Source organism: Alteribacter populi (genome assembly GCF_002352765.1).
In the GTDB taxonomy this organism is placed as follows: domain Bacteria; phylum Bacillota; class Bacilli; order Bacillales; family Salisediminibacteriaceae; genus Alteribacter; species Alteribacter populi.
The window spans coordinates 1421560-1445268 of sequence record NZ_KZ293963.1; the positions used below are offsets into that span (position 1 = coordinate 1421560).

Here is a 23709-nt window from a genome sequence, read left to right on the forward strand (position 1 = left end):
CTAATCCTTCCTGAACAAACCAAAGATTCCTGTTGTTTGGACAATATTCGTGAAGGCTGTCGGATCTACTTCATGAATGATTTGCTGTAGTTGGTACAATTCGTAACGGGTGACTACAATCATTACTATTTCCTTGTCCTCTTTTGTATACCCGCCTTTTGCAGGAATTCGGGTCACCCCTCGTACCACACGTTCATAAAAAACCTTCTGCAGCTCATCAGCTTTCTTCGTAACAATCATTGCAGTAAGTTTCACGTGACGTGTATGGATAGCGTCAATGATTCGCGAGGTTACATAAAGTGTAAGCAAAGTGTATAACGCTTTTTCCATTCCAAACAACAAACCTGACGCCATAACAATGACCGCGTTCATCATAAAGAAATAAACGCCAAGAGGACGGTCACTATGCTTTGCCATAATCAATGCCAAAATATCAACACCGCCGGAAGAGGCTCCGTATTTAAGTACAAACCCTGCGCCAATTCCAGCAATAACACCACCGAAAACAGAATTTAAGATAATATCATTTGAAATCGTTTGGACCGGAATGACTTCTAAGAAAAACGTAGTAGCTGCAACATTAATAAAACTATAAAAAGTAAAGCTCTTCCCTACTTTTTTCCACCCTAGAATCGCAACAGGGATATTTAAAAGCAGGAGGCCGATTCCTGTTGATAAAACAGGAATTAACGTAGCAATGATTTGAGCGAGTCCAGTAAATCCACTAGCAAAAACGTTGGCTGGAATTAAAAAGAAATTAAGTGCAATGGCTAGTAGTGCGGCTGAGGCAACCGTAATCGTAAATTTTTTTGCCTCTTCAAGAATGTTCAGATTAGTCGGCATGGTCTAGAGGCTCCTCTCATTTCTGTAGAAAAAAGGGTGCGGAGTTCGGGCCCCGCTCACTCCCCATCATAAATTTGTGCAAACGTTCATTCACTCTTATCTATCCAACCTCTTCTATGTAAGCGACAATGATTATACTTCTTCTCTTAGTGATTGTAAAGTAGCCTAATGACTTGTTTTCGGGCCTTATTGATTAAGAAAAGCGCAAGGCGGACGCTTTCACCCTAGGGCACAAGTGCGACATCCGTTCTTCCTTCACTTCGTTCGGATTCACGGTGTCTTCTATGCCGCGGGCAACGCTTCAGCCTCCTCGGGAAACAGGTAGCTGTCGTCCTAAACTTTCTTATCTCGTAAAGAAAAACCACCATGGATCCATGATGGTTTTGCAACAACCAATGATTCAATTATCATTACTTTCGTTTTTATTGTAGTAGTTGACGGAGTATACTGCCCCTTCGCCTACCATCGAATGATCACCAAAATCATGTGGATCAGAGTGACCTACCTTTTCTCTTAAATACGGTTCATGATCTTCTTTCGTTTCGTTTTTGAACCTCGCTTTTACTCGCTTAATAGAGTGATAAACCTTTTCTCTATTCTCCTCTTTCCCTAGATAATACGATCCGGCAGCTACCGCCGTTGCCACCAGTGTTGACGTGATCAGCTTATTTGATACCAATTTTCCCCACCCCTTATTTATAATATTTAATCATGAAAAAATGCTTGACGCTTGATACGTATTTGTTAATAGTGCCTCTTAATGTATTATAAGATACTTTACCCAGCTAGATCTAAAGATAAACTTCACATAACTTTTAAAGAATCGCTCCATATTAGTAAGGTGAAGGGAGGGATATCAATGACCCATCAGCCTACAAAAGACAACAATAAAAAGCCTGTTGATAACAACGCAAAAATCGAGCATAAGAATCTTCAGGAAAAAGAAAATAGACAAACCACCAACAAACATAGCTATTCCAAGAAGACAGATCATCTATAATTTTTATTAAAAACTGCGCTAGCTTCCGCGCATGTTTTAAATTCTCAAGGATGTTTCCCACTTGAGAGTAGCGGCGTGAAGGTAGCTGTCGCTCTAAACTTTCTTACCTCGCAAAAATAGGAGGCCCTGCTCTTTGACAGGCCTCCCCTACTTTTGATTTCCATCACGTTCTCGTAATCACGTATCTTAAGGGCGTACAAAATCCTACGCTCTTCTTCCGGTAATAAGGTTGATGACCGCAACGATCAGGGCTACGACCAACAGCAAGTGAATGAGTCCACCGCCAATTTCAAAGCTAAACCCTAACAACCACATTAATATGATAATCCCAATAATTGTCCAAAGCATTGGTGTGCCTCCTCATTTTTTTGTAATTGAGCAGTACCTGTATTCACTACATAAAACACTTGATCTGACATTATATCTTGTTGATAAGGTACCCTGGACAATAATGGTCTAAACATTTACTCGCACTTCCTTCTGACTTTCCCGCACCTATTCCAAAAGAAAAGCCCCTTGCCATTGATACTATTGGGTCACTTCAGAGGTGCAAACAAGCTATTCGCAAGCAAAATCGCATAACAATTCACACCCCTATTCACATAGGTTGAAATATTTAATTCCACCGTGTGATTTAGCGTGCGAATTCCTATGTGAAAGAGAAGTATTTGGATACTTATGTTAAAATATAATAAAGGAATGTAAGGTATTTGTGAGTAAGTGTACTAAAAACTATTTGGTTTACTTCAATAAGTAAATGTCTTTCTATCTCTTTATGCAAAAAGAGTAGTCGAAGAAAAGTATAATTGTTTCATGTTAATAAAATTGATATGATTAATTGGATGTAAATGAAAGGAGCATTAGATATGTGTTGCTCATGTTGTCCAGTCGTAGATATGCAAAAGTCTCTCTAATTTAAAAAACTTAGGAGGTTATTTTGCAGATGTTATTACAGGAAAAATTAATTAATGTAATTAAAGAGAAGTGTGAGAATGATCCTCGTATTTCTGCATGTATGATGTATGGATCGTTTACAAAAGGTGAAGGAGACCAATACTCAGATGTTGAGTTTTATATCTTTTTAAAGAATACGGAAATTGGACAATTTGAATCTTCCGACTGGATTAGAGATATTGCCCCATATGGTTTACTTTTTTATAACGAATTTGGATCTGAAGTTGTCGTGTTTTCCAATTTAATTAGAGGGGAGTTTCATTTTCAGGCTGAATCTGAGATTGAAGTTATTAAGACATTTAAAGACACAGGTGTCTTCCCTGACACAGAATCCATGTTCATTTATGATATTACAGGTAAATTAAAACCATGTTTAGATTATCTAAATGGTAAAGGGCCAGAAAGAATGACAAATGATAATGTCAATTTTGCTTTTAATAACCTTGTTAATGCATGGCTTATGGGTATAAACGTTTTAAAAAGAGGGGAAATTGCACGTTCATTGGAATGTCTAACATATGTTCAAAAATACGTTTTACAATTGATTAGGATTCGTGAAAAAAACGTAGAACGTTGGCTAAACGCTACAAAAAACTTAGAATTTGACCTTTCAGAAAAGGCGTATGGTGAGTATGCATCAATTACGTCAAAGTTAGATAAAGAAGAATTATATCGTGCCTATTCTAATACACTGGATGTAGTTGAAGGGTTAGTTCTTGTACTTGCTGATTATTACCGATTTGACATTAATTTAATATTTTTAAAAAAATTACATTCTTATTTAACTAATCGGTCTTAAACTCATTTTTTGACTCAGATTTCCCTTGTAAAGTAGATAGCAAAAGGAGAGATAGTGGGCATTCAAAATATAATTTCGATACCCACTTTTTATTTTTATATAAAACATTGTGATTAAGTGTACTTAAAGTAACGCGTGCGTTAGTTTAACTAGCGAATATTATAATTAAAGGGACGAAGAACAGCTCTTCGTCCCTTTTTCAATGCGATTTCTATTGTGATTTGGTTTGTGAAAGTTGTGTGATTTTATCTGTGTTTTTTCGTTTTGCATCTCACAAGTGAACCCGTTGTCAATGAAACAAGGAGCTGTTAATTACTTAAGCTTTTTCAATTCTTCAATCGTCTTTATTTGCTGTTCAATTCCAACGTTCATATCGTCATCCCATTTAAGCATGCCTCCGTCGTAATTTGTGACGCGATCATAGCCATTGTCTTTCATAAAGAGGGCGACATTTTGTGAGCGGTTCCCGCTTCGACAGATAAACACGTACTCCTTATCCTTTTCAAACCCTTCTAGTAATGGAGGGATGGAATGCATCGGTAACAACGGAACACCTGGAATATGACCTGCTTCATACTCTTCAGGCTCTCTTACATCAATGACAATCGTATCCTCGGGGTTACTTTTTAACAATTCTTTCAATTCATTTACATCGACTTGTTTTATTCCATCTGTTTCATGAGCCAAATCAATCACCTCTATCTAAAATTCTTAAAAACTTATTCAATATAGAGAGTATAATAAAAACTGCCGCTCCATTCAAAAAACGCGATTTATTTTACCTGCCACCTTCTGCACTTTCTTCTCTTTTATCATGGTCTTGTTTCCGCTTTAGCATATACAGCCTGTATGTGTGCGAGGCAATAACTTTTGATACAGCATAAAATGGGACAGCTAACAGTAAGCCAATCAACCCGGCAAAACGCCCTGCAACGAGTAATAGCAAAATAATCGTTAATGGGTGTACTGCTAGTTTTTTCCCCATCACTTGTGGAGAAATGAGATTACTTTCGATTTGCTGGATGACAACAATTGCAATGACAACTTTAAGTACCATAAACGGAGAGTCAATAATCGCGACAATGACGGCCGGAATCGTCCCAATCCAAGGTCCAACAAAGGGAATGATGTTTGTAACCATCGCAACCAAAGCCAAAATAAGTGAGTAATCGATCCCGATAATACGAAACGCAATATACATTAACACCCCGACACAAAAACTTACAATGATTTGCCCTTGAATGTAGGAGCTTAGTGCTATATCCATATCCTTTAATATGCGCTGTCCTTCACCGCGTTGCTTTTTTGGCAGAAAACGCAATACTTGTCCTGGTAGTTTCCCTCCATCTTTAAGCATATAAAACAAAATAAATGGAATGATGATAAGTAAAATAACGACATTCGTTATGACACCGATAAAGCTTGCGATGTTACGCGTAATAATATCAAATGCTTCCGATAAATATTGTGTAAAGTTGTCGGTAATTTCTTCAATAGAGAAGTTCTCAGTTTCCTGAAAACGATTAACCCATTCGTTATTTTGTAGTTCAATCAACATATTACGGAACTCGTTAAAGAGAGCTGGAGCATTGTCAACTAAGTTGCTGACTTGTTGTTGAAGTGTAGGACCGATCAAAAAAACTAAACCGGTTATGACACCAATTACCGCTAAATATATAATGAGAATTGATAACGTCTTAGGTACATTTTGTTTATGTAATAACCCCATAATTGGCCGAAGGAGATAAAATAAAACACCTGCAATCAGAAATGGGATAAAAAGTGTTTGCACCATTACTTGAATAGGTGTAAAGATAAACGTAACTTTTGTAGATAAATAGATAATTAGAAGAATAAAACTAGCTGCATATAAAAATCGAAAAAACTTTGAATGCGGCAACCGATCCACCAACCTTCCTACAATTCGCAACTTTATTATAACATATTTTACCTTTATGTGCGTGTTCAAAAAGGAGAACAAAATGAGCCGAGAAGATCGAGGCAGCGCAGCTTAGAGCATAAAGCTGGTCGCTTCGTCAGCCATACCTTACACGCCAGAGAAGTGGATTTTTTCCCCAAGTAACGGAGCGTGGTATTAATACGTGAGTTGCGCAGAAGCAATAACGAACTTCCCCAGGATGGGGTGATTCCTGTGTTGTCACAGGGCGTGGCGGTATTTAGCAAGAGACCCTATTTCCCGACAGCTATTTTCCCCGACTTTTTGAACGTCCTCTTTATGAGGTTGTTCAAAGTAGAGGCTCAATGAAAAACTCTGCCCTTTCAGTCGTGCGTAGCTTTATTCAATTCAAATGATGAAGCAATCAAGCGGCCTACGGAGCTACATAAAGCTACTCTGAATTTAACACCAAGCAAGTTAGAGACCGTAGCCAAGCTGAATTGTGTTTAAAAGGTCTCTTAATAAAAATGATCTTCTGCGTAGTTGGCCGGAATCTGCGAGACTCCCTCAGGAAAAGTTGATATGGCGGGGGTCCGCCCGGATTTTGAGGCCCTAAAAAATTTTTTTGTACTCGCCTCCGACTGCCAAGGTCCACATAATTCTTGTAAATACATTTACTGTATTTAGAGATTACGCGTTGCGTTGGGAATGTGGGGTACATTTCCATATATAGGTGTAATTCACACGAGAAAAACTCTGCTACAATCAGGTGACTTACCCTCCCATGTCTCCTGGCATCAAGTGCCTACATTCCTTCGTTGGGTCTTGCCTGACGCAGATCTCGGACTCTTACTCCTGCATGGACTGCCCTTTACTGGGCGTCTAAAGTCTCCGTCTTGCCGAATCTCTGTGCCTGTGTTGTCAAAGGTACATTAAAGCACTGTGAAGCCTTACGCTGCCTTGTTCTGAGGATAGTTGGAAGAGTCTATCAACATTCTCTCAGGGTCAAACATTGCCTGTTTCTTGCTAAGTCCATGGAACACCTGAAGCAGCTTTCTGCATAGCACAACCATTGCTTCTTTCTTGGTCAGTGGATTTTGTTCCCGTGAGTGATAATGCATGTACAGTTGACGAAAGCTTGCATTGTTCTGAATGAGCGGAAGGATCGCTTTATAAAGTAAGGCTCGTAGTCGTTTTCTTCCGCGTTTAGAGATCTTCTTTGTGCCTTTATGCTGACCTGAACTGTTCTCACGCAACGTAAGTCCCGCTAGCTTAATGAGTTGGCGTGGATGCCTGTAATTGCGCATAGAGCCTGTTTCAGCCAATAACTCGCTTACAGTGTTCTCGCTGATTCCCGGAATGGAGACGAGGTACTGAAACTCTTCTAATGACTGGGCCTGCTCAACCATCTGGGAAGTCACCTCTTCAAGTTGTGATTCCAATAGTTCCAGCTGTTGAACAAGGCTGCGAATCTCCAGCCGTGACATTTCCTGACTGCGTGTTACGCCAATAGAGTGACGAGCCACTTCAATCAGGGTCACCATTTTGGGTTTCCCAGCATACTTGGCGCCAGCTTTCTTCTGTTGCCTGACCATCTCTTCGACAGACAAATGTGGAACATCCTGGGGAAGAGGTGTCAGCTTTAAAACGGCAAGAGCTTGTTGGCCCAATTCACTGAAGACTTGATTGAATTCCGGAAAGTAAAGATCCTTCCATCGCTGTATCCTGTTTTTTACGGAAGAGATATCTTTTCGTAATCGTTCCCGGATTGCGGATCCATGCCTCATGTGATGTTCAGCGGTTGTCATCTTCCGCGGTATACTAAAATAGCCGTTAGGAAGAAGTTTCGCTATAACGCGTGCATCTTTAGCGTCGTTCTTCGTTTGAGAATTATCGTCCATTTCCTTGGATTGTTTTACATGCATTGGATTGACGATGACAAAAGGGAATTCGAAAGCCTCCAGCATAGCCGCAAGGTTCATCCAGTAGTGGCCGGTTGCTTCAAAACCGATGAGCACATTTGATTTGTTGTGTGTCTCCATCAGTTGTCTAACAGCCTGCTCAAAATGGATGAAACCATCTTTTGACTGGTGGATGCGCCATACTTTCGTTAATTCGCGTCCGCGCAAATCGACGGCACAGGCATAGTGATTCTTTTTTGCAATATCGATTCCAATAACTAGAGTGTTTTCGTTGACTTGATTAATTCGTTCATTTCTACTACGATTCATGAAGGGTTCCTCCTTTGTGATTGCTGGTTTGTTTTTGCACCTTGCATCATATCGGAGGATCCTTTTTTTATCAATAGGGGTAAAACCTATCCGACAGGAATGCTCCTGCGGAAAAACGGACCAGTCGAGACCCCGCAGGGCGCTTTTCCCGAGGAGGCTTGGCGGTTCGTCCGCGGAAAGCGAGCAGGTGCAGGCCTACGGAGCTACATAAAGCTACTCGTAATTAACACCAAGCAAGTTGGAGAACGTAGCCAAGCTGAATTGTGTTTAAAAGGTCTCTTAATAAAAAAGATCTTCTGCGTAGTTGACCGGAATCTGCGAGACTCCTGCGGAAAAACGGACCAGCCGAGACCCCGCAGGGCGCTTTTCCCGAGGAGGCTTGGCGGTTCGTCCGCGGAAAGCGAGCAGATGCAGGCCTACGGAGCTACATAAAGCTACTCTTATTTTAACACCAAGCAAGTTAGAGACCGTAGCCAAGCTGAATTGTGTTTAAAAGGTCTCTTAATAAAAAAGATCTTCAACTTTTTTCTTGAGCTTTTGAAAACAACCTAACAAAAAGAGAACCTTATATCCAAGATTCTCTATTACTGGGTAATTATTTTTTTTACGTTCTTTTGGCAAGATTGTCTTTTAATGAGCTTGTGAGGAATAATGACTTTTTTTGCAGCTGAATTAGGTTGATCGATTTTTTCGATTAAACATGCTGCTGCCTCATAGCCTAGCCCGTAAATATTAATATCTACAGTTGTCATCGGAGGTGCTGATAACTCTGAGATTAAAACATTGTTAAAGCTCACAATGGAAACATCGTCAGGAACAATAATATCCATTTCACCAAGCATGCGCAGAACCCCAAAGGTCATAATATCATCTGCTACGAGTAACGCTGTAGGTGGTTCTTTTAAGCTCATTAAATCTATAACCGCTTCTTGCCCTCCCTCTTGCAACTCTTCACGGAAGACAATATATTCATCCTGCAAATCAACCCCTGCATTATTAAGCGCACGTTCATACCCTTCCATATGGTCAACTGTGACAACAAAGTCGAAGTTACCTCCGATAAAAGCAACTCTCTCATGACCTAACAGTAATAAATACTCTGTCACTGTTTTCGCAGCTTTAAAGTTGTCATTGTTTACATAAGTAATATTTGTCATTCGTTCATCATAGGGCCGACCAATGATTGTAAACGGAAAGTTTTGCTCGTATAAATACGAAATCACTTTATCATTTACACGAGAGTATAAAAGGATGATCCCATCAACTCTGTGCCCTTGAACCATATCTTGTACTTCTTCATAAATTTCTTCTTCCGTTTGACCAGTTGATAGGTATAATCCATAATCCAATTGATGAGCTTTAGTACTTATTCCTCTGATAACTTCTGGGAAAAAGGGGTTTTGGAATGTTTTATTCGCTGAATTAGGCATGACCAAACCAATCGTTTTCGTCGTTTTGTTCGCCAAGCTACGGGCATTAAAATTAGGATGATACCCTAACTCCTCCATCGCCTCCCTGACTTTTTCTTTTGTCCTTTGACTGATTCTAGAGCTGTTTGCGATCACTCTGGAAACGGTAGAAGGAGCCACATTTGCTCGTTTTGCAACGTCTTTTATTGTGATAGCCATGGGCTTAACATCCCTTTCTATACGTAGTTTAAAGGTATTTGTTTTCGAAAGAGGATGGTTATACTTTGCCATTCTCCAGTCCTTCTACAGGGGTACACCTCTTCGTAAACTGTTACGTCTATTTGTATTGAAGGCATCATGAACAATAAAAAGGACAAGATGTCCAGACAAGAGTAAATACCATGCTAACAACCTTCTGTTGTAACCGTTAACACCTCTTTATCATAGTCCAGTTTTATAGACTTTTCAAACGTTTCCTGCTCTTGCTAGCGAACGTTTCTCCATTATCTTCATAGATGGTACGAAACATTCCCGGCTTTCACATTTACAAACGAGCTGATTCATTCGCACGCATTCTTCGGAATTCATTAGGCGTAATTCCTTCAATTTTTTTAAAAACCCTCGAAAAATAGCTCCGGTCTGTTATGCCAACTTCCTTTGATACAGCACCTAAGTCTTGATTCGTTTTTATTATAAGTTCTTTGGCAATTTCAAGGCGATATCGGGTCAAATACTGATTTGGTGTTAGACCGGTTGTTCGCCTCATACATCTTGTTACATAATCGGGATGATATAGGAGCTCACTAGATATACCGGTTAGTGTTAGAGATGGATCATTGAAATGCTCTTTAATGTAGGAGACCGCTTCACTTGATACCGTTTCCGCACTTGTGGGTATCTGTACAGCTTCTTGTTGAATAATGATCATACATTCATAAAAGATCGACTGTTGTTTAAGTTTGTCCAATGGTGACTGGGATGGATTTAACCTATTTAATAGTGAAAGATGATGATATAAGCGTTCTTCATTTGTTATTTTTCCATACCTGGGTAGATGAAGCTGAAACTGTGCAGGGTCTATATATGTACTTTCTTGTTTCATAATATGAGACCAATCTACCTCAGTTTCATCTACTAACGAGTAGGACCTCGGAAAGCTAAAGTGAACCCAATAAAATGTCGTCTCTTCCAAACACCCCTTAACACCACAATGGTAAATTTCTGGAACCATCATTAAATACTCGCCGGATCGGATTGAATATACAGTCCCTCCTTCCTCTATATAAAGCGTCCCCTTTTCCCGATTTAATGAAGATCGGCAATGGCGGCACCACAGTCTTAATTAGCTTCATTCCTTTCACTCTCCATATCGGAAATATCCTAATCTAATCGGTTTTGTATTCTTTTAATAATTAAAAAATCGCTATAAACTAAAGGGAGTAAATTTCGCTTTTGTCCATATTGTTTCATTATACTTCAGGAGGCACCTCTTATGCCAAAACAGCAAGCTAAGAAAAAACTAACGCTGTACGCATTAACGTGGCCGATCTTTATTGAGATTTTCCTTCATATGTTAATGGGGAATGCAGACACTCTCATGCTTAGTCAATATGATGATAACGCCGTTGCGGCTGTGGGTGTCTCGAATCAACTGATGAGTGTCATAATCGTCATGTTCGGATTTGTAGCAACGGGAACAACGATACTAATTGCCCAATATTTAGGCGCTAAGAAAAATCAACAAGCGAGTCAAATTGCTGTCGTTTCCTTAGCAGCTAATTTACTTTTTGGATTACTATTAAGTGCTGTCCTCTTCCTTTTCGGCCCACAACTGTTAGGAGCAATGAATCTACCTCCAGAGCTTATGGAAACAGCTCTCCTTTATTTACGTATTGTTGGTGGCTTTGCTTTCGTTCAAGCGTTAATTATGACTGCAGGCGCTGTTATAAAAAGTCACGGGTTTACCCGCGATGCCATGTGGGTCACGTTAGGTATGAACCTTTTAAATGTTATCGGAAACTACCTTTTTATCTTTGGTCCTATGGGCTTTCCATCATTGGGAGCTACAGGGGTAGCCATAAGTACAGCAACGAGCCGAACTCTAGGACTGGTCGTGTTAATGCTCTTATTGTATAAACGAGTCAACGGAGAACTGCCTTTTTCTTATCTTTTCCGTACATTTCCAAAGGTGGAGCTCCAACAGTTAATGAAGATTGGTATCCCTTCGGCAGGTGAACATCTTTCTTATAACGCTTCACAAATGGTGATCACCTTTTTCATTGCTTCGATGGGAACGATTGAATTAACGACCAGAGTTTATGCCACGAATATTATGATGTTTTCCTTTTTGTTCGCAATTGCCATTGGTCAAGGTACCCAGATTCTTGTTGGTCATTTAATAGGAGAAGGAAAATATCAAGAAGCTTACGCACGTTGTTTACGAAGCTTATGGATCGGCTTTACCGTATCTACTACGGCAGCAGCTCTTTTTGCAATTTTCCGTAAGCCTCTGCTCTCTATTTTTACTGACAATCCGGAAATCATTGAATTGGGCGGTATTTTACTCTTGCTTACTGTTATTTTAGAACCGGGCAGAGCCTTCAACCTTATTGTAATTAATTGTCTTAGAGCTGCCGGTGATGTTAAATTTCCTGTTTATATCGGAATCTTGTCTATGTGGGGAGTCTCGGTCACCATTTCATATGGTGCAGGGATCATTGTCGGCCTAGGGCTTATCGGCGTTTGGCTCTCATTTATTGCAGATGAATGGCTGCGAGGCTTGCTTATGTTGAGAAGATGGAAAGGAAAGCAGTGGCAAAGGATGTCATTTGTTCATCAAAAGGAAGAAGATTCGAAGGAAACAGCGAATGCTTAGTAAAAACTCTTTTTATTCGAGGGCGTCACAAAAGGTCAAAACTTACCTTTTGAGCGCCCTTTTCATATTCAATATTTTTCAATTAGTCTTTTACTAGTTTTGAAACATAAACTATAATAAAAAGTTTACCTGTTTACGAGTGCACCACCATTCAATTCATTACATTTTTATGCAACGATGCCTCCTATTTTACCGTGTTCATAAGTAAACCGAACTACTGACTCTTTTGAATTGCAAGGGCTTTCAAAAATCGACAACCTTCGCAGGTTTCATGTTGTGGCGCGGCATGGAGAGGATAGCTTCTCTTATGCAAGTATGAAAGTTTTGACAACATCGCTAATATCTGATTAAATTAAAAAGTAATATCAACAATTTTTATACGGTTGTTGGTATGAAATAACTAATAATACTTCAAAAAGGGGGAAATTACTTTGAAGAAAAAGTTTTACACAATGTTTGCTTCTGTTATGACGTTTGGCATGCTGCTTTCTGCATGTGGCGAAGCTGATGATGCTGAAGAAAACGGTGGCACTGCTGACGAGGGTGAAGATACTGGTGAGGAAGTAGCTACTGATGATGAGGTACGCTTGCAAATGGGTACTGGAAGCACAGGTGGTACATATTATCCACTAGGTGGAGAAATGGCCAACGTCATTAATGACAATATCGAAGACTACGAAGACTTTGATATAAGTGCGGTTTCCAGTGGTGCATCTGTTGATAACTTATCTCAGATTTTCCAAGGTGAAATGGATCTAGGAATGACGGTTCACTTGCCTGCAGTAGATTCATTAACTGGTGCTGGTGACTTCGAAGGTGTTGAAGTTGATAACTTCGGTTTCATGGGCCATATCTACCCTGAGGTTATGCAAATTGCAGCTCCTGCAGATGCTGGTATTGAAACAATCTCTGACTTGGAAGGTAAATCTGTTGCGATTGGACCACCAGGAAGTGGTACTCAAGCAGCAGCTACGTTGATCTTAGAAGCTCACGGCCTTGAAGAGGGGGATTACACTGCCCTTGAAGAAGGTTTCGGTGATGCTGCGGGTCGTATCCAAGATGGTAGTTTAGATGCATCATTTGGTCTTTTAGGATTACCTGCTGGTAGCCTTGATGAGCTATCTGTTAACACTGACATTGTTCTGCTTTCCATTGAAGACGATGCGATGGATTATATCCTTGAAAACAGTGGCTATGCTCAATTTGATATCCCTGCAGATTCATACGACCAAGTTGAATTAGATGGTCCTGTCAACGCGATCACTGCTTATGCAATTTTAGTAGGATCCACGGACACTATTGATGAAGACCTTGGCTATGAGATTACGAAAGCGTTATTCGAAAACAGTGAAAGCATTACACACGACCAAGGACAACACTTAACCAAAGAGAACGCCATGAACGGATCTGATGGTCTGCCAATGCACCCTGGTGCAGAGCGTTACTTTGAAGAAGAAGGCTTGTTAGATTAATGACAGACTGAAGGCCGGACTACAAAATTGTCCGGCCTTTTTTAAAGAGGTTTTCAAAACTCGCTTGAAGAGATTACTGTCAAGTCCCTTTTCCTCTGGAATAGAATTTCGAGTACAACGTGAAAATGAAAGAGCTCCTTTAGTCATATCATCTCCCTTTATTGACAAGACACTTCGGAATTTTTTTACTCATGTTGAAAGCGCATTCGTTCATGAAAGTTTTTATAACCAGTTGTATCCATTGTTTTCATTTTAAAACTGTGGTAAAAAGGTACTATTGCTGTATTTTTTTATTCCGCTAAGAGTTCCCTAGCGGAGTGCCGACGAAAAAGCAGGACTTAGCTCATCACGCCTACTTTTTCGTCGGTTTTTAATTAAAGTGCTCGTTCAAAAAGATAGGGTTAGCTTCTGTTAGAGATTCATAGATTTTACCGCCATCTCAGCCAACTTATTCCTTCTTTTTGAAAACGTTAAAATTTGAGGGTGGTGATTGTATGGCAGAAAAAACAGATCAGCAAAAACAACAAGAATTAATTTCAAAATACGATAAAGAATCCGCTTACCGTCAAGATACAGGGAAATGGTATTGGATCATTGCATTTATGGCAATCTCATTAACGATTTTTCACCTGTATAGAGCTTATCCCGCTAATGGTCCCTTGGTCTTTTTAATGCAAGGAGCAGTTCACCTCGGTACCGCAATGGGGCTGATATTCCTTTTATACCCTGCTACTAAAAAAGGGATTAAACGAAAAGGAATACCTTTTTACGATGTGATCTTAGCCTTTTTAGCAATGGGAAGCTCCTATTATATCCTTTTTCGATATGATTGGTTAACCGGAGGAGCAAGAATCCTAGGTTTCTCTACTCTCGACATCATTGTCGCTTCAATTGGTATTATCCTATTATTAGAGGCATCTAGACGTGCGGTTGGTATTCCGATCGTAGTTATCGCAAGTTTAGCGATTCTTTATGGTCTATTTGGAACGAACATTCCTTACTTTGGACACGGTGGCTTTGATTGGTCCGGATTATCAAGAAGATTATTTTATTCATCAGACGCAATATTTGGTACTCCAATCCAAATATCAGCAACGTATATTTACCTGTTTTTATTTTTCGGGGTTATGCTCATCAAAACAGGTGTAGGACAATACTTTAATGATTTAGCTTTCGGTTTGACCGGTCGTTATACTGGTGGTACCGCAAAAGCGGCTGTTGTTGCTTCAGCCATGCAAGGAACAGTAACAGGAAGTTCTGTTGCCAACACGGTAGGATCTGGTTCCTTTACAATTCCGATGATGAAACGGGCAGGCTTTAGACCTCAGTTCGCGGCTGCAGCGGAAGCCTCGGCTTCTACTGGTGGACAGATTATGCCACCTATTATGGGTGCTGCTGCTTTTATCATGGCCGAATATGTAAGCGGCGTTTCATATAGTGATATTATTATTATCGGGATAATTCCAGCAATTTTATATTTCACAGGTGTGTTCATGGGAACCCACTATGAAGCTAAGCGCTATGGTATCCATGGTTTACCAAAAGATCAGCTTCCAGCGCTTAAAGGGATTTTAAAAAAGATTTATCTTCTCTTACCGCTTGTTACAATTATTACGATGCTGGTGAACGGATTTACTCCTACCACCGCTGCCTTATATGGTATCGGCGCAGCCTTCTTAGTAAGCTTTGTACAAAAAGAAACGCGATTAGGTTGGCGAGATCTCCTTGATGCCTTTGAGCAAGGTGCACGCATTGCCCTCCCAGTTATCGCTGCCTGTGCTACCGCAGGGATCATTGTAGGTGTCGTTGTATTTACTGGATTAGGAAGCAAAATTGCTGGTGGCCTTTTAGGGCTTGCTGGTGACAGTTTGTTCCTGCTCCTATTCTTTACGATGATTGCTTGTATATTACTTGGTATGGGCTTACCGACTACAGCTAACTACGTTGTAACCGCAACGATGGCGGCTCCAGCATTAATCGAGTTCGGGATCCCACCGATTGCTGCTCACTTCTTTGTTTTTTACTTTGGAATTGTAGCAGATATTACGCCTCCAGTATGTTTAGCCGCATACGCCGGAGCCGGAATTGCAAGGGCAAATCCGATGAAAGCTGGTGGAAATGCCTTAAAGCTTGCGATTGCTGCGTTTATCATTCCATATGTTTTTGTATACAATCCAGTTTTACTGCTAGAAGATGCAACATTTATGAATCTAGCACCGGTTCTTATTACAGCTTTAATTGGAATGGCTGCCATTAGTGCCGCGATGATGGGCTACTTCGTTAGAAAGCCGAACTGGCTAGAACGAGCCCTATTACTCGGCGCAGGTGTGATGTTAATTTACCCGGATAATTTGATCCTTTCAGGTTCAGGTTTAGTTCTATTAATAGGAATTGGTTTGTTTCAAAAATTTCTTAAAGAATCATCTGAAAAGGCGACTTCTGCTTAAAAAAATAATAATCAGGGTTACTCAAAAGGTAAAAACCTCTGATTTGATTGCAATGGCTTTGCTCGATGCTTGCCAGCTATGAGAAAAACGCTCATAGCTGGCTTTAAACATGCATCGGCTTCGCTCATTGCTTCAGGGTTACTCAAAAGGTAAAAACCAACCTTTTGAGTAACCCTTTTTATTCTTCAAAGACGTCGAAGTTATCCCACAGGCCTTCTAGTTCGTTTAAGCGTTTTTCTACTTTTTTATGTTCCGATCTGGTAACTGCAGTGATCAGTGCGTTTACGATGCTTAAGGGTGCTGAGAACGAATCGATAAACGAGTTGATTTCTGTAGCGGCAATTAATTTCAGATCTCCTAACGGGACAAGCGGGCTCATTAAGTGATCGGTAATGATGAGAGTTTTTGCTCCCCTTTGCTTTGCATACTTTAATACTTCCACCGTTCGCTTTGTGTATCTTGAAAAGCCAAACCCGATCACTAGGTCGTTTTCTTTAATATCGAGAAGGTGTTCTGAAACGCCATCAGCCTGGCGAATCATTTCTGTATTTTGCAACACCATATCTAAATAAAACTCTAAAAAACTCCCAATACTGGTCGCGCTCCGGTAAGCGACGATGTAAACCCGATCCGCTTGAATAATTTCATTGACTGCCTGCTCAAAATGTCTAGTATTAAGTTGGTTTAAGGTTGTTTTTAAATTTTGAATATCATCACCTAGAATTTCTGTAATGACATCTTCTGTAGCCCCATCCTCTTCTGTTGTCTTTGCTAACACTTCAGCAGACGTCATCTTCCTCTGCAACGCTTCTTGCAAATGACGTTGGAGGTCAGGGTAGCCTTTATAATTCAAAAAAAAAGCGAAGCGGATGACCGTTGCCTCCCCTACTTCTACATACTTTGCTAATTTTGAAGCCGTTAAAAAGGGGGCCGTTTCACGATTTTCAATTAAGTAGTTGGCTATTTTTTTGTGTGACTTACTCATCGTTTGCTGCTGTTCAATGATTCGTTCGTAGACTTCGCTTTCAAACATAGTAGCACCCCTTTTGAATTACGCTCCAGTCATTCTTTGATTAAAGACCTTTTGTAAAGCGTCCATCGTTTTACTCAGTTCTTTTTCGTTGTGAGCTGTGGAGATGCTATAACGGTTTAAAGGTTTTGTGTAAATCCCCTCGTTAATTAGATGCATATCTAGCTCTTTACGAAACGTAAGATCGGCTTTCTGCAAATCACGGTAGTTTTTCACTGAGTTCTTTGTAAAAACCATGTTAAAAATCGTTCCTATTCCAAGAGCTTGCATCGAAATCCCCTGTTTATCAAAAAACGTCTCCAACTCGCCTTTTAATCCTCTTGTGTATTCTAGTGTTTGTCTGTATTCATTCTCTAAAACATTTATCGTCGCCAGCCCTGCTGCTAAGATTAACGGATGCCCATTGTACGTACCACTATGAAATAATGTATCCTTAGCGGAAGAGCCCGAACTTTGCGACGTATCAAAAACATCACTGCCTTGCTTTGGACTGGAAACTGCCATAATCTGTTTTTTTCCACCAACAACACCAAAAGGAAAACCACCTCCGATTACCTTTCCAAGAGTGGTGAGATCCGGAGTGATTTGATAGATACTTTGAGCACCACCTAATGAAGAACGTAACCCTGTTTTTACTTCGTCAAAGATTAAGACAATTCCTAGCTCCTTCGTAATGTTTCTTAATTGAAACAGAAACGTTTCATCCGCTGGAATAAAGCCTCCTTGGACAGGTTCAATCATCACTGCCGCTAATTCATCAGCATGTTTCTTTAAAATCCGTTCACAAGCTTTCGCATTATTGAATGGCAGGATAATCGTATTTTTATCATTATCCTTTAATAACCCTGCAGATTCCGGTACTGGAAAGGGTTCATCCGCTTCTCCTGCTTTTAACGGGTCGGGATTGATGCTATATAACATTTCATTGTATCCACCATGATAATGACCTTCGAACTTGGCTACCTTTGATTTCCCGGTAAAGGCAAACGCGAGTCGTAGCGCTAATAGCGTAGCTTCAGTACCAGAATTCGTGTATCGCAGCTGCTCTATTGAAGGAAAGTATTGTTGAATTTTTTTAGCAAAAGCACCTTCTACTTTATGTGGTGTGCCAAACAAATAGGTACCATCTTTTTTTAACTGCATGTCAATTGCTTCTTTAATCGAACGATGCCCATGCCCTAACGCCAAGGCACCATAGCCCATTAAATAGTCAACGTATTCATTCCCATCCACATCTGTAAGCCTAGCTTCCATTCCATGTTTCATAACAATTGGATAAGGAGTAAAATGCTTAATGTTGGCCGTAACACCTCCAGGCAGAATGTTTTCACTCTCTTTCTGAAGCCGGTACGACTCTTTCGTTTTACTTAAAAATCGAGGCAAGGGATGAGAAAAATGGTGAATAGCCATAAATAAATGAGCGTCTCCTTTCATTCCTTCATTTTTATGAAGTATATATTTCATTATATGCTCATTCTTCTCATTTTTGAAGAGAAAATTTCGCCTATTTTTCAAAATGAAAGATTCATTTCAAAATTTACTAATTATTCGAAATATTAGCCATACTAAACTAGTCTTGTTATAATAAACAAGTAGCTTAACTGCTAGAATCTTCAGAGGAGGGTGATCGTATATGGCTCAACCAAAGTACATTATGAATCTCGACAAAATTGACCAGATTCCAGAAGAGGAAAAGGAGAAGCTGAAGCAAATTACCGATAAATTTGTATTCAGAGTAAATGATTATTACCTAAACCTCATTGACTGGAATGACCCGAACGATCCCATTCGCAAGCTCGTGATACCAAATGAAGGGGAATTAGAAGAATATGGACGGTGGGACTCTTCTGATGAGGATACGAACTACGTTGTCCCAGGCTGTCAGCATAAGTACACAACAACAGCATTACTTATCGTTTCTGAAGTTTGCGGCGCCTATTGTCGCTACTGCTTCCGTAAACGTTTATTCCGAAATGATATTAAAGAAGCAATGGCGGATGTACAACCAGGAATCGAATACATAAAAAATCATCCGGAGATTAATAACGTCTTATTAACTGGTGGTGATTCGTTAATTTTAGCTTCTAAAAAACTGCGAAAAATTATCGAACAACTACGTGAAATTGACCATGTAAAAATCATTCGATTAGGCTCAAAAATGCCTGTCTTTAATCCGATGCGTATTTACGAAGACGAAGAGCTTTTAAAATTAATTCGTGAATATTCCACTGCGGAAAAACGCATTTACGTTATGGCTCACATTAATCATCCGAAAGAGATTACCGAAGAAGCCAAACGAGGCTTTGAAGCTCTTCATGATGCAGGCGCGATTGTCGTCAACCAGACCCCTGTTCTAAAAGGGATCAACCATGATCCTGAAGTCCTTGCTGAGCTTTTAGACAAATTATCTTGGGCTGGGGTAACCCCTTACTATTTCTTTATCAACCGTCCGGTAGCCGGAAACAATGATTTCGTTTTATCATTGAAAGAAGCCTACCAGGCAGTCGAAAAAGCGAAAGCGATTACATCTGGCTTAGGAAAACGAGTAAGGCTATCCATGAGCCACACGTCCGGTAAGATCGAAATCCTTGCCATTGAAGACGGAAAAGCCTATTTAAAATATCATCAATCACGTGATGGCGATTATGGGAAGTTTGTCGTACTCGACTGCCCTGAGGATGCCTCCTGGTTCGATGACTTACCAGGCAACGAACAATATTGGGAGCCACCATCCAAAAAGCTCGAGACATTTGAATCTGCCAATGAAAAGATCCGTCTAAAAGAAGAAGAACAGTCTGTTAAATACTAACGCTAAAATATAACACGGCACCTGCTCTTTCTAGGGCGGGTGTTTTGTAGTATTACAATTGGATATTAATCACATCAAAACTTGCTGAGATTCATTGAAAGTTGATCTGTATAAATCATAAAAACGTGTGGCATGAGGCTAGCTAACCGTTTTATAGTATTTTTACTTTTTCTTTTTCAAAAAAAAAGAAACGATGATTTTATTCATCGTCCCTTCTCGTAAGTTCACCCTAAACCTTCAACTAAAGGAGGTTCGTTTCAATTTTCTTCATTTCATAGAAGTAGCCTTCCATCATCATGAGCTCTTCAAACGTACCTGATTCAATAATTCTACCCTTTTCCATTACGATAATTTGGTCCATCTTCTCGAGTTCTTTTAATCGGTGGCTAACGAGAACAAGGGTATCTTTATTCTCCTCAGCTTTCTCGTATAAATGTTCGTAAAGCTGCTGCTCAGTTAATGCATCGACTGAGGAAGTGGGCTCATCTAGAAGCCAAAGAGGCGCTGCCTTTAACATCGCTCTTGCAATAGCTAGTCGCTGCTTTTCTCCACCAGAGAGATTCTCCCCTTTTTCATATACTAAATCATCTAATGAAAAAGTGTCGAGCGTTACTTTTCCTAGCGCTTTTTGCATTTCTCCATCTGTTAACTCATCACCTGCTATTAACAAATTGTCGCGAATCGTGCCATAAAAGAAATGATTCTCTTGTAAAACGACATTCGATGCCTCCCAAACATTTTCTTGACTCACCTGCTCTATTGACGTGTGATTAAAACGAAGGGTTCCTTTATTTGGAAGAAAAACCTTCGATAAAAGGAGCAGGAGCGTCGATTTCCCAGAACCACTAGGGCCTACGATCGCCGTTTTAGAGCCAGTAGCAAGACGAAGGGTCACGTCATGTAACGCTTCACGCTCTTCATCAGGGAAGGAGAAAGAAACATTCTCCATTTCGATTACGGGGGCCCGGCTTGTATCCAAATGGACGTTGGCTGATGCCTTTTCTCCTCTCACAACATCGTTTTCTTGATCAACAACTGAAAAAAGGCGGTTCGATGCGCGTTTACTATTCTCAAAGTGACTCGGGAACACCGCCATCGGATTCGATGTTTCGAACACAGTGAGTGAAATCATCACGAGCATGGCAAGAAATACGCCATTTAATTGGCCATCAACAACAAAGTAAGCCCCCATTCCAAGAACAATCCAGGCGATAATGAGAGAAATCATATTGTTCACAGACTCGCCGAATAACGCATGAATTCCTTCTCTTTCTTGTTCACGTAAATAATGGTCGGAAGAATCGGTAAGCTGTTGTTTTTGCCGATCCAGTTGTTGGTGAATTTTCAAATCACGAAATCCGTATAAAAATTCTGTTACGTCTGTTGATAAGATGCCTCGCTGTTCTCTTACATGCCGATCGACATGTCTTTGCCGCATTGCAAAAAGAGCAGGGACAATAAATCCTGTTAATAGAAGGCCGCAAACTAAAGCTAAGGCGACATAGACTGAGAAAAAGGCTGTAAAGAAAATCGTGCTTAAAAAGACGATAAGCATAACAATCGGCGGATAAAACACGCGAAGGAAATAATTTTGTAACGTCTCTACATCGCCCACGATTCTAGAAAGGAGGTCACCGCTCCGATATTTTTGAAAAATACTCGGTGCTAATGGCTCCAGTTTTTCATAAAAATAAACGCGGATGTTACTTAATATTGTAAACGTTGCTTTATGTGAAAAATACCGCTCAGCATAACGACTGCCTGCCCTTAAGAAGCTAATAAATTTTATGAAAGCAATGGCAAACGTCAACGTATAAAGAGGAGGCACCAACGCTGCTTTTGAAACTAAATAACCACTTGTAGCAAAGAGACTTACAGCGGCAATCCCGGCAAGAAAGCCAAAAACGATCGAATACAGCACATGCTTTTTTTCGATGATCATAAGTCGTGTCACAATAGCAAAGTCTTTCATTGTGATATCCCTCCTTGCTGCACAGACACCATTTCCCGATAATCTGAAACTGACTTCATGAGCTCTTCATGTGTTCCTTGTGCAACGATTTCACCATGATCAAGAAAAAGAATCTTATCAGCGTGCGTGATTGTGTGAAGACGATGTGCCACAGTAATAACAGATGACGACTGAGCGAGCTCCGCTATAGAAGCTTGTAATATTCGTTCTGTTTGAAGGTCCAGCCCCACTGTCGGCTCATCAAATAAAATAACAGAGGGTTGTTTTAAAAAGGCACGTGCTAAGGCGATCCTTTGCTTTTCACCGCCAGAAAGTCCTCGTCCTGCTTCACCAATTGGCGTATCATAGCCCCTTCCAAGCCCTTCAATCATCTGAGAAATCCCCGCTTTTTCAGCCGCTTTTTTTACTTCTTCTCTTGAAGGTGGGGAAGTGGCTCCGATCGCGATATTCTCTTCAATCGTTCCGGAAAATAAATACGGATGCTGAGAAATATAACTTAATTGATCGAACCAATCTTTTTCTTTGTATTCCGTTCGTGAACGATGATTGACAAAGACCTGTCCTTCAGATGCGACAAGGCCAGCTAATAAATGTAATAATGTTGTTTTTCCTGAACCACTTCGCCCGACAATTGCAACCTGACTAAACGAAGGAATTTCAGCATCAAGTCCCTTTAGAGAAAACGCATCGTCACCGTAACTAAACCCTGCCCCTTGTAAAGTAAGCGTTGGCGGCTGCTCACGGGTGTCTAATTTTTGATCCCCCCATTGGACCGGTTGCTCTGTTTCATCTAACTCTGCCATCACTTTTTTAAAAGCAGCTACACTTCCTCGCCCGGCATGAAAAGCAGCACCTAAGTTTTTCAATGAATTAAAGAACTCCGGTACAAGCACTAAAACAAAGAAAGCAGTAAAAAAGGAAATACTTTCGTAAATGACAAGACGAAGACCTACTTCGACTGCAACAAGCCCTACACTTAGCATCGAAATCAGCTCCATTAATAACGAAGAAATGAACGCTACTTTTAATACGTCCATCGTTGCTTCGCCAAAGCCTAAGCTGCTTTCTCGGATTAATTCCCGTTGTTGTTTAGCACGACCAAAAAACTTTAGTGTCGTGAGCCCTTGTAAAGTATCAAGAAAACGTGCAGAGAATGCCGTCATTTTTTCCAACTGCTTGTCTTGCTTTTTCTGAGTCATCCCTCCGATGAGAATCATACAAAATGGGATAAATGGCGCGGTAATAATCATGATCAGTCCAGAATAAGGGTTTTCAGCAAAAACAGCGATCAAAATCATCAATGGTACAATATAAGTTTGGATCATCTGCGGAAAGTACTTACTAAAATAACTATCCAATTCATCAACCGCATCCATCATGACACTCACTTTTTCACCTGATTGCCCTTTTAAAGATGCTTGAATGGGATTTCGTGAAAACTTATTTAATAGCGCCTTACGAAAGTCACCTTTTACTTTCGCCGCCATTGTCACTCCTGTCCGGCCACTTAAGTAAGCTAACGCTGCTCTTGAAATAAAAATAGCCAGTAAACTAGCTAATAAAGGTGCGATTTCTTGAAATGATTCCCCTTTTAGAAAAACGGCATCTACAATCGTGACGATCAAATAAGCTTGTCCAATAATCACTGCACCTAATAACAAGGATAATAATATGAGAAATACCACTCGCCTCCTCTGGGCGAATGCCAGCTTTTTTAATTCCTTCATGTCTATGCTCTCCTCATGTAAAAATCAACGAACATTTGTGATCCACTTCACAAATTGATATAAAAATGAATGATACTACCTTTATTAAAGTATTGCACTTTAGCCACCTATATAATGTTTATATAGTCCATTATAATGGAAATCACCACAAAATACATTGTAAGCACTTAGCGATTTTTTGACTTTTAAATAGTAGATTTGCGAATTTCAATTGTAGCTTAGCATTTTAATCTAGAACGGCGCT

Annotated in this window: 18 protein-coding genes; 6 read left to right on the forward strand and 12 right to left on the reverse strand. The window is 40.2% G+C overall.

Annotated elements, in window-relative coordinates:
• Together CDZ94_RS06915 and CDZ94_RS06920 are read right to left on the reverse strand one after the other, a co-directional pair.
• A complete protein-coding gene (locus tag CDZ94_RS06915; RefSeq protein ID WP_198520821.1) occupies positions 1–843 on the reverse strand; it encodes a YitT family protein in 843 nt (280 codons plus the stop codon).
• A 400-nt stretch (positions 844–1243) separates the two neighbouring features.
• Positions 1244–1522 (reverse strand): hypothetical protein, encoded by a 279-nt coding sequence (locus CDZ94_RS06920; RefSeq protein ID WP_096435776.1) that lies wholly within the window; start codon positions 1520–1522, stop codon positions 1244–1246.
• A gap of 180 nt (positions 1523–1702) precedes the next feature.
• On the opposite strand from CDZ94_RS06920, the gene CDZ94_RS06925 reads away from it, so the two are divergent.
• A complete protein-coding gene (locus CDZ94_RS06925) occupies positions 1703–1843 on the forward strand; it encodes a DUF3941 domain-containing protein (RefSeq protein ID WP_096435777.1) in 141 nt (46 codons plus the stop codon).
• A 204-nt stretch (positions 1844–2047) separates the two neighbouring features.
• Here the strand turns inward: CDZ94_RS06925 and CDZ94_RS21060 are convergent, their stop codons facing one another.
• Complete coding sequence (locus CDZ94_RS21060; protein ID WP_106408549.1) at positions 2048–2191, reverse strand: lmo0937 family membrane protein; 144 nt, start codon at positions 2189–2191, stop codon at positions 2048–2050.
• 595 nt (positions 2192–2786) lie between these two features.
• On the opposite strand from CDZ94_RS21060, the gene CDZ94_RS06930 reads away from it, so the two are divergent.
• Positions 2787–3596 (forward strand): nucleotidyltransferase domain-containing protein, encoded by an 810-nt coding sequence (locus CDZ94_RS06930; protein WP_096435778.1) that lies wholly within the window; start codon positions 2787–2789, stop codon positions 3594–3596.
• A gap of 312 nt (positions 3597–3908) precedes the next feature.
• Here CDZ94_RS06930 and CDZ94_RS06935 read toward each other — a convergent pair whose 3' ends face one another.
• From CDZ94_RS06935 to CDZ94_RS06960, 5 genes are all read right to left on the reverse strand, one after another.
• Entirely contained in the window at positions 3909–4292 is a 384-nt protein-coding gene (locus tag CDZ94_RS06935) for a rhodanese-like domain-containing protein (protein ID WP_321196075.1), read from the reverse strand.
• An 82-nt stretch (positions 4293–4374) separates the two neighbouring features.
• The gene (locus CDZ94_RS06940; protein WP_425352525.1) at positions 4375–5505 is read right to left on the reverse strand and encodes an AI-2E family transporter; all 1131 of its coding nucleotides are present in this window, start codon (positions 5503–5505) and stop codon (positions 4375–4377) included.
• Positions 5506–6443: 938 nt separating this feature from the next.
• Positions 6444–7724, reverse strand: coding sequence for an IS110 family RNA-guided transposase (locus CDZ94_RS06945; protein ID WP_096434449.1), 1281 nt, complete (start codon positions 7722–7724; stop codon positions 6444–6446).
• Positions 7725–8308: 584 nt separating this feature from the next.
• The gene (locus CDZ94_RS06955) at positions 8309–9352 is read right to left on the reverse strand and encodes a LacI family DNA-binding transcriptional regulator (RefSeq protein ID WP_096440629.1); all 1044 of its coding nucleotides are present in this window, start codon (positions 9350–9352) and stop codon (positions 8309–8311) included.
• Positions 9353–9677: 325 nt separating this feature from the next.
• On the reverse strand, positions 9678–10367 hold the full coding sequence (locus tag CDZ94_RS06960; protein ID WP_096435782.1) for a helix-turn-helix transcriptional regulator: 690 nt from the start codon (positions 10365–10367) through the stop codon (positions 9678–9680).
• Positions 10368–10625: 258 nt separating this feature from the next.
• Here CDZ94_RS06960 and CDZ94_RS06965 point away from each other — a divergent pair, with 258 nt between their 5' ends.
• From CDZ94_RS06965 to CDZ94_RS06975, 3 genes are all read left to right on the forward strand, one after another.
• Positions 10626–12008 (forward strand): MATE family efflux transporter, encoded by a 1383-nt coding sequence (locus tag CDZ94_RS06965; RefSeq protein ID WP_096435783.1) that lies wholly within the window; start codon positions 10626–10628, stop codon positions 12006–12008.
• A gap of 431 nt (positions 12009–12439) precedes the next feature.
• Positions 12440–13480, forward strand: a complete 1041-nt coding sequence (locus CDZ94_RS06970; RefSeq protein ID WP_096435784.1) for a TAXI family TRAP transporter solute-binding subunit — start codon at positions 12440–12442, stop codon at positions 13478–13480.
• Positions 13481–13974: 494 nt separating this feature from the next.
• Entirely contained in the window at positions 13975–15927 is a 1953-nt protein-coding gene (locus CDZ94_RS06975) for a TRAP transporter permease (RefSeq protein WP_096435785.1), read from the forward strand.
• 178 nt (positions 15928–16105) lie between these two features.
• Here CDZ94_RS06975 and CDZ94_RS06980 read toward each other — a convergent pair whose 3' ends face one another.
• Both CDZ94_RS06980 and CDZ94_RS06985 read right to left on the reverse strand, forming a co-directional pair.
• The gene (locus CDZ94_RS06980) at positions 16106–16960 is read right to left on the reverse strand and encodes a MurR/RpiR family transcriptional regulator (RefSeq protein ID WP_096435786.1); all 855 of its coding nucleotides are present in this window, start codon (positions 16958–16960) and stop codon (positions 16106–16108) included.
• Between the two features lie 18 nt (positions 16961–16978).
• Complete coding sequence (locus CDZ94_RS06985; protein WP_245415707.1) at positions 16979–18421, reverse strand: aspartate aminotransferase family protein; 1443 nt, start codon at positions 18419–18421, stop codon at positions 16979–16981.
• Positions 18422–18590: 169 nt separating this feature from the next.
• On the opposite strand from CDZ94_RS06985, the gene CDZ94_RS06990 reads away from it, so the two are divergent.
• Positions 18591–19766 carry a KamA family radical SAM protein gene (locus CDZ94_RS06990; RefSeq protein ID WP_096435787.1) on the forward strand — a complete coding sequence of 392 codons (1176 nt, stop codon included), beginning with the start codon at positions 18591–18593 and terminating at the stop codon, positions 19764–19766.
• Between the two features lie 241 nt (positions 19767–20007).
• On the opposite strand, the gene cydC is transcribed toward CDZ94_RS06990, so the two are convergent.
• Together cydC and cydD are read right to left on the reverse strand one after the other, a co-directional pair.
• Positions 20008–21738: a thiol reductant ABC exporter subunit CydC gene (gene cydC, locus CDZ94_RS06995; protein WP_096435788.1), complete on the reverse strand. Its 1731-nt coding sequence runs from the start codon at positions 21736–21738 to the stop codon at positions 20008–20010.
• Positions 21735–23465 carry a thiol reductant ABC exporter subunit CydD gene (gene cydD / locus CDZ94_RS07000; protein WP_096435789.1) on the reverse strand — a complete coding sequence of 577 codons (1731 nt, stop codon included), beginning with the start codon at positions 23463–23465 and terminating at the stop codon, positions 21735–21737. The genes cydC and cydD overlap by 4 nt, the downstream gene beginning before the upstream one ends.
• Positions 23466–23709 lie beyond the last annotated feature (244 nt).

Bases quoted from the DNA above. Each gene is read 5' to 3' on its own strand.
- CDZ94_RS06915 (WP_198520821.1), bottom strand. From the start codon at position 843: ATGCCGACTAATCTGAACATTCTTGAAGAGGCAAAAAAATTTACGATT.
- CDZ94_RS06925 (WP_096435777.1), top strand. From the start codon at position 1,703: ATGACCCATCAGCCTACAAAAGACAACAATAAAAAGCCTGTTGATAAC.
- CDZ94_RS21060 (WP_106408549.1), bottom strand. From the start codon at position 2,191: ATGCTTTGGACAATTATTGGGATTATCATATTAATGTGGTTGTTAGGG.
- CDZ94_RS06930 (WP_096435778.1), top strand. From the start codon at position 2,787: ATGTTATTACAGGAAAAATTAATTAATGTAATTAAAGAGAAGTGTGAG.
- CDZ94_RS06945 (WP_096434449.1), bottom strand. From the start codon at position 7,724: ATGAATCGTAGTAGAAATGAACGAATTAATCAAGTCAACGAAAACACT.
- CDZ94_RS06955 (WP_096440629.1), bottom strand. From the start codon at position 9,352: ATGGCTATCACAATAAAAGACGTTGCAAAACGAGCAAATGTGGCTCCT.
- CDZ94_RS06960 (WP_096435782.1), bottom strand. From the start codon at position 10,367: ATGATGGTTCCAGAAATTTACCATTGTGGTGTTAAGGGGTGTTTGGAA.
- CDZ94_RS06965 (WP_096435783.1), top strand. From the start codon at position 10,626: ATGCCAAAACAGCAAGCTAAGAAAAAACTAACGCTGTACGCATTAACG.
- CDZ94_RS06975 (WP_096435785.1), top strand. From the start codon at position 13,975: ATGGCAGAAAAAACAGATCAGCAAAAACAACAAGAATTAATTTCAAAA.
- CDZ94_RS06980 (WP_096435786.1), bottom strand. From the start codon at position 16,960: ATGTTTGAAAGCGAAGTCTACGAACGAATCATTGAACAGCAGCAAACG.
- CDZ94_RS06985 (WP_245415707.1), bottom strand. From the start codon at position 18,421: ATGAAATATATACTTCATAAAAATGAAGGAATGAAAGGAGACGCTCAT.
- CDZ94_RS06990 (WP_096435787.1), top strand. From the start codon at position 18,591: ATGGCTCAACCAAAGTACATTATGAATCTCGACAAAATTGACCAGATT.
- cydC (WP_096435788.1), bottom strand. From the start codon at position 21,738: ATGAAAGACTTTGCTATTGTGACACGACTTATGATCATCGAAAAAAAG.
- cydD (WP_096435789.1), bottom strand. From the start codon at position 23,465: ATGAAGGAATTAAAAAAGCTGGCATTCGCCCAGAGGAGGCGAGTGGTA.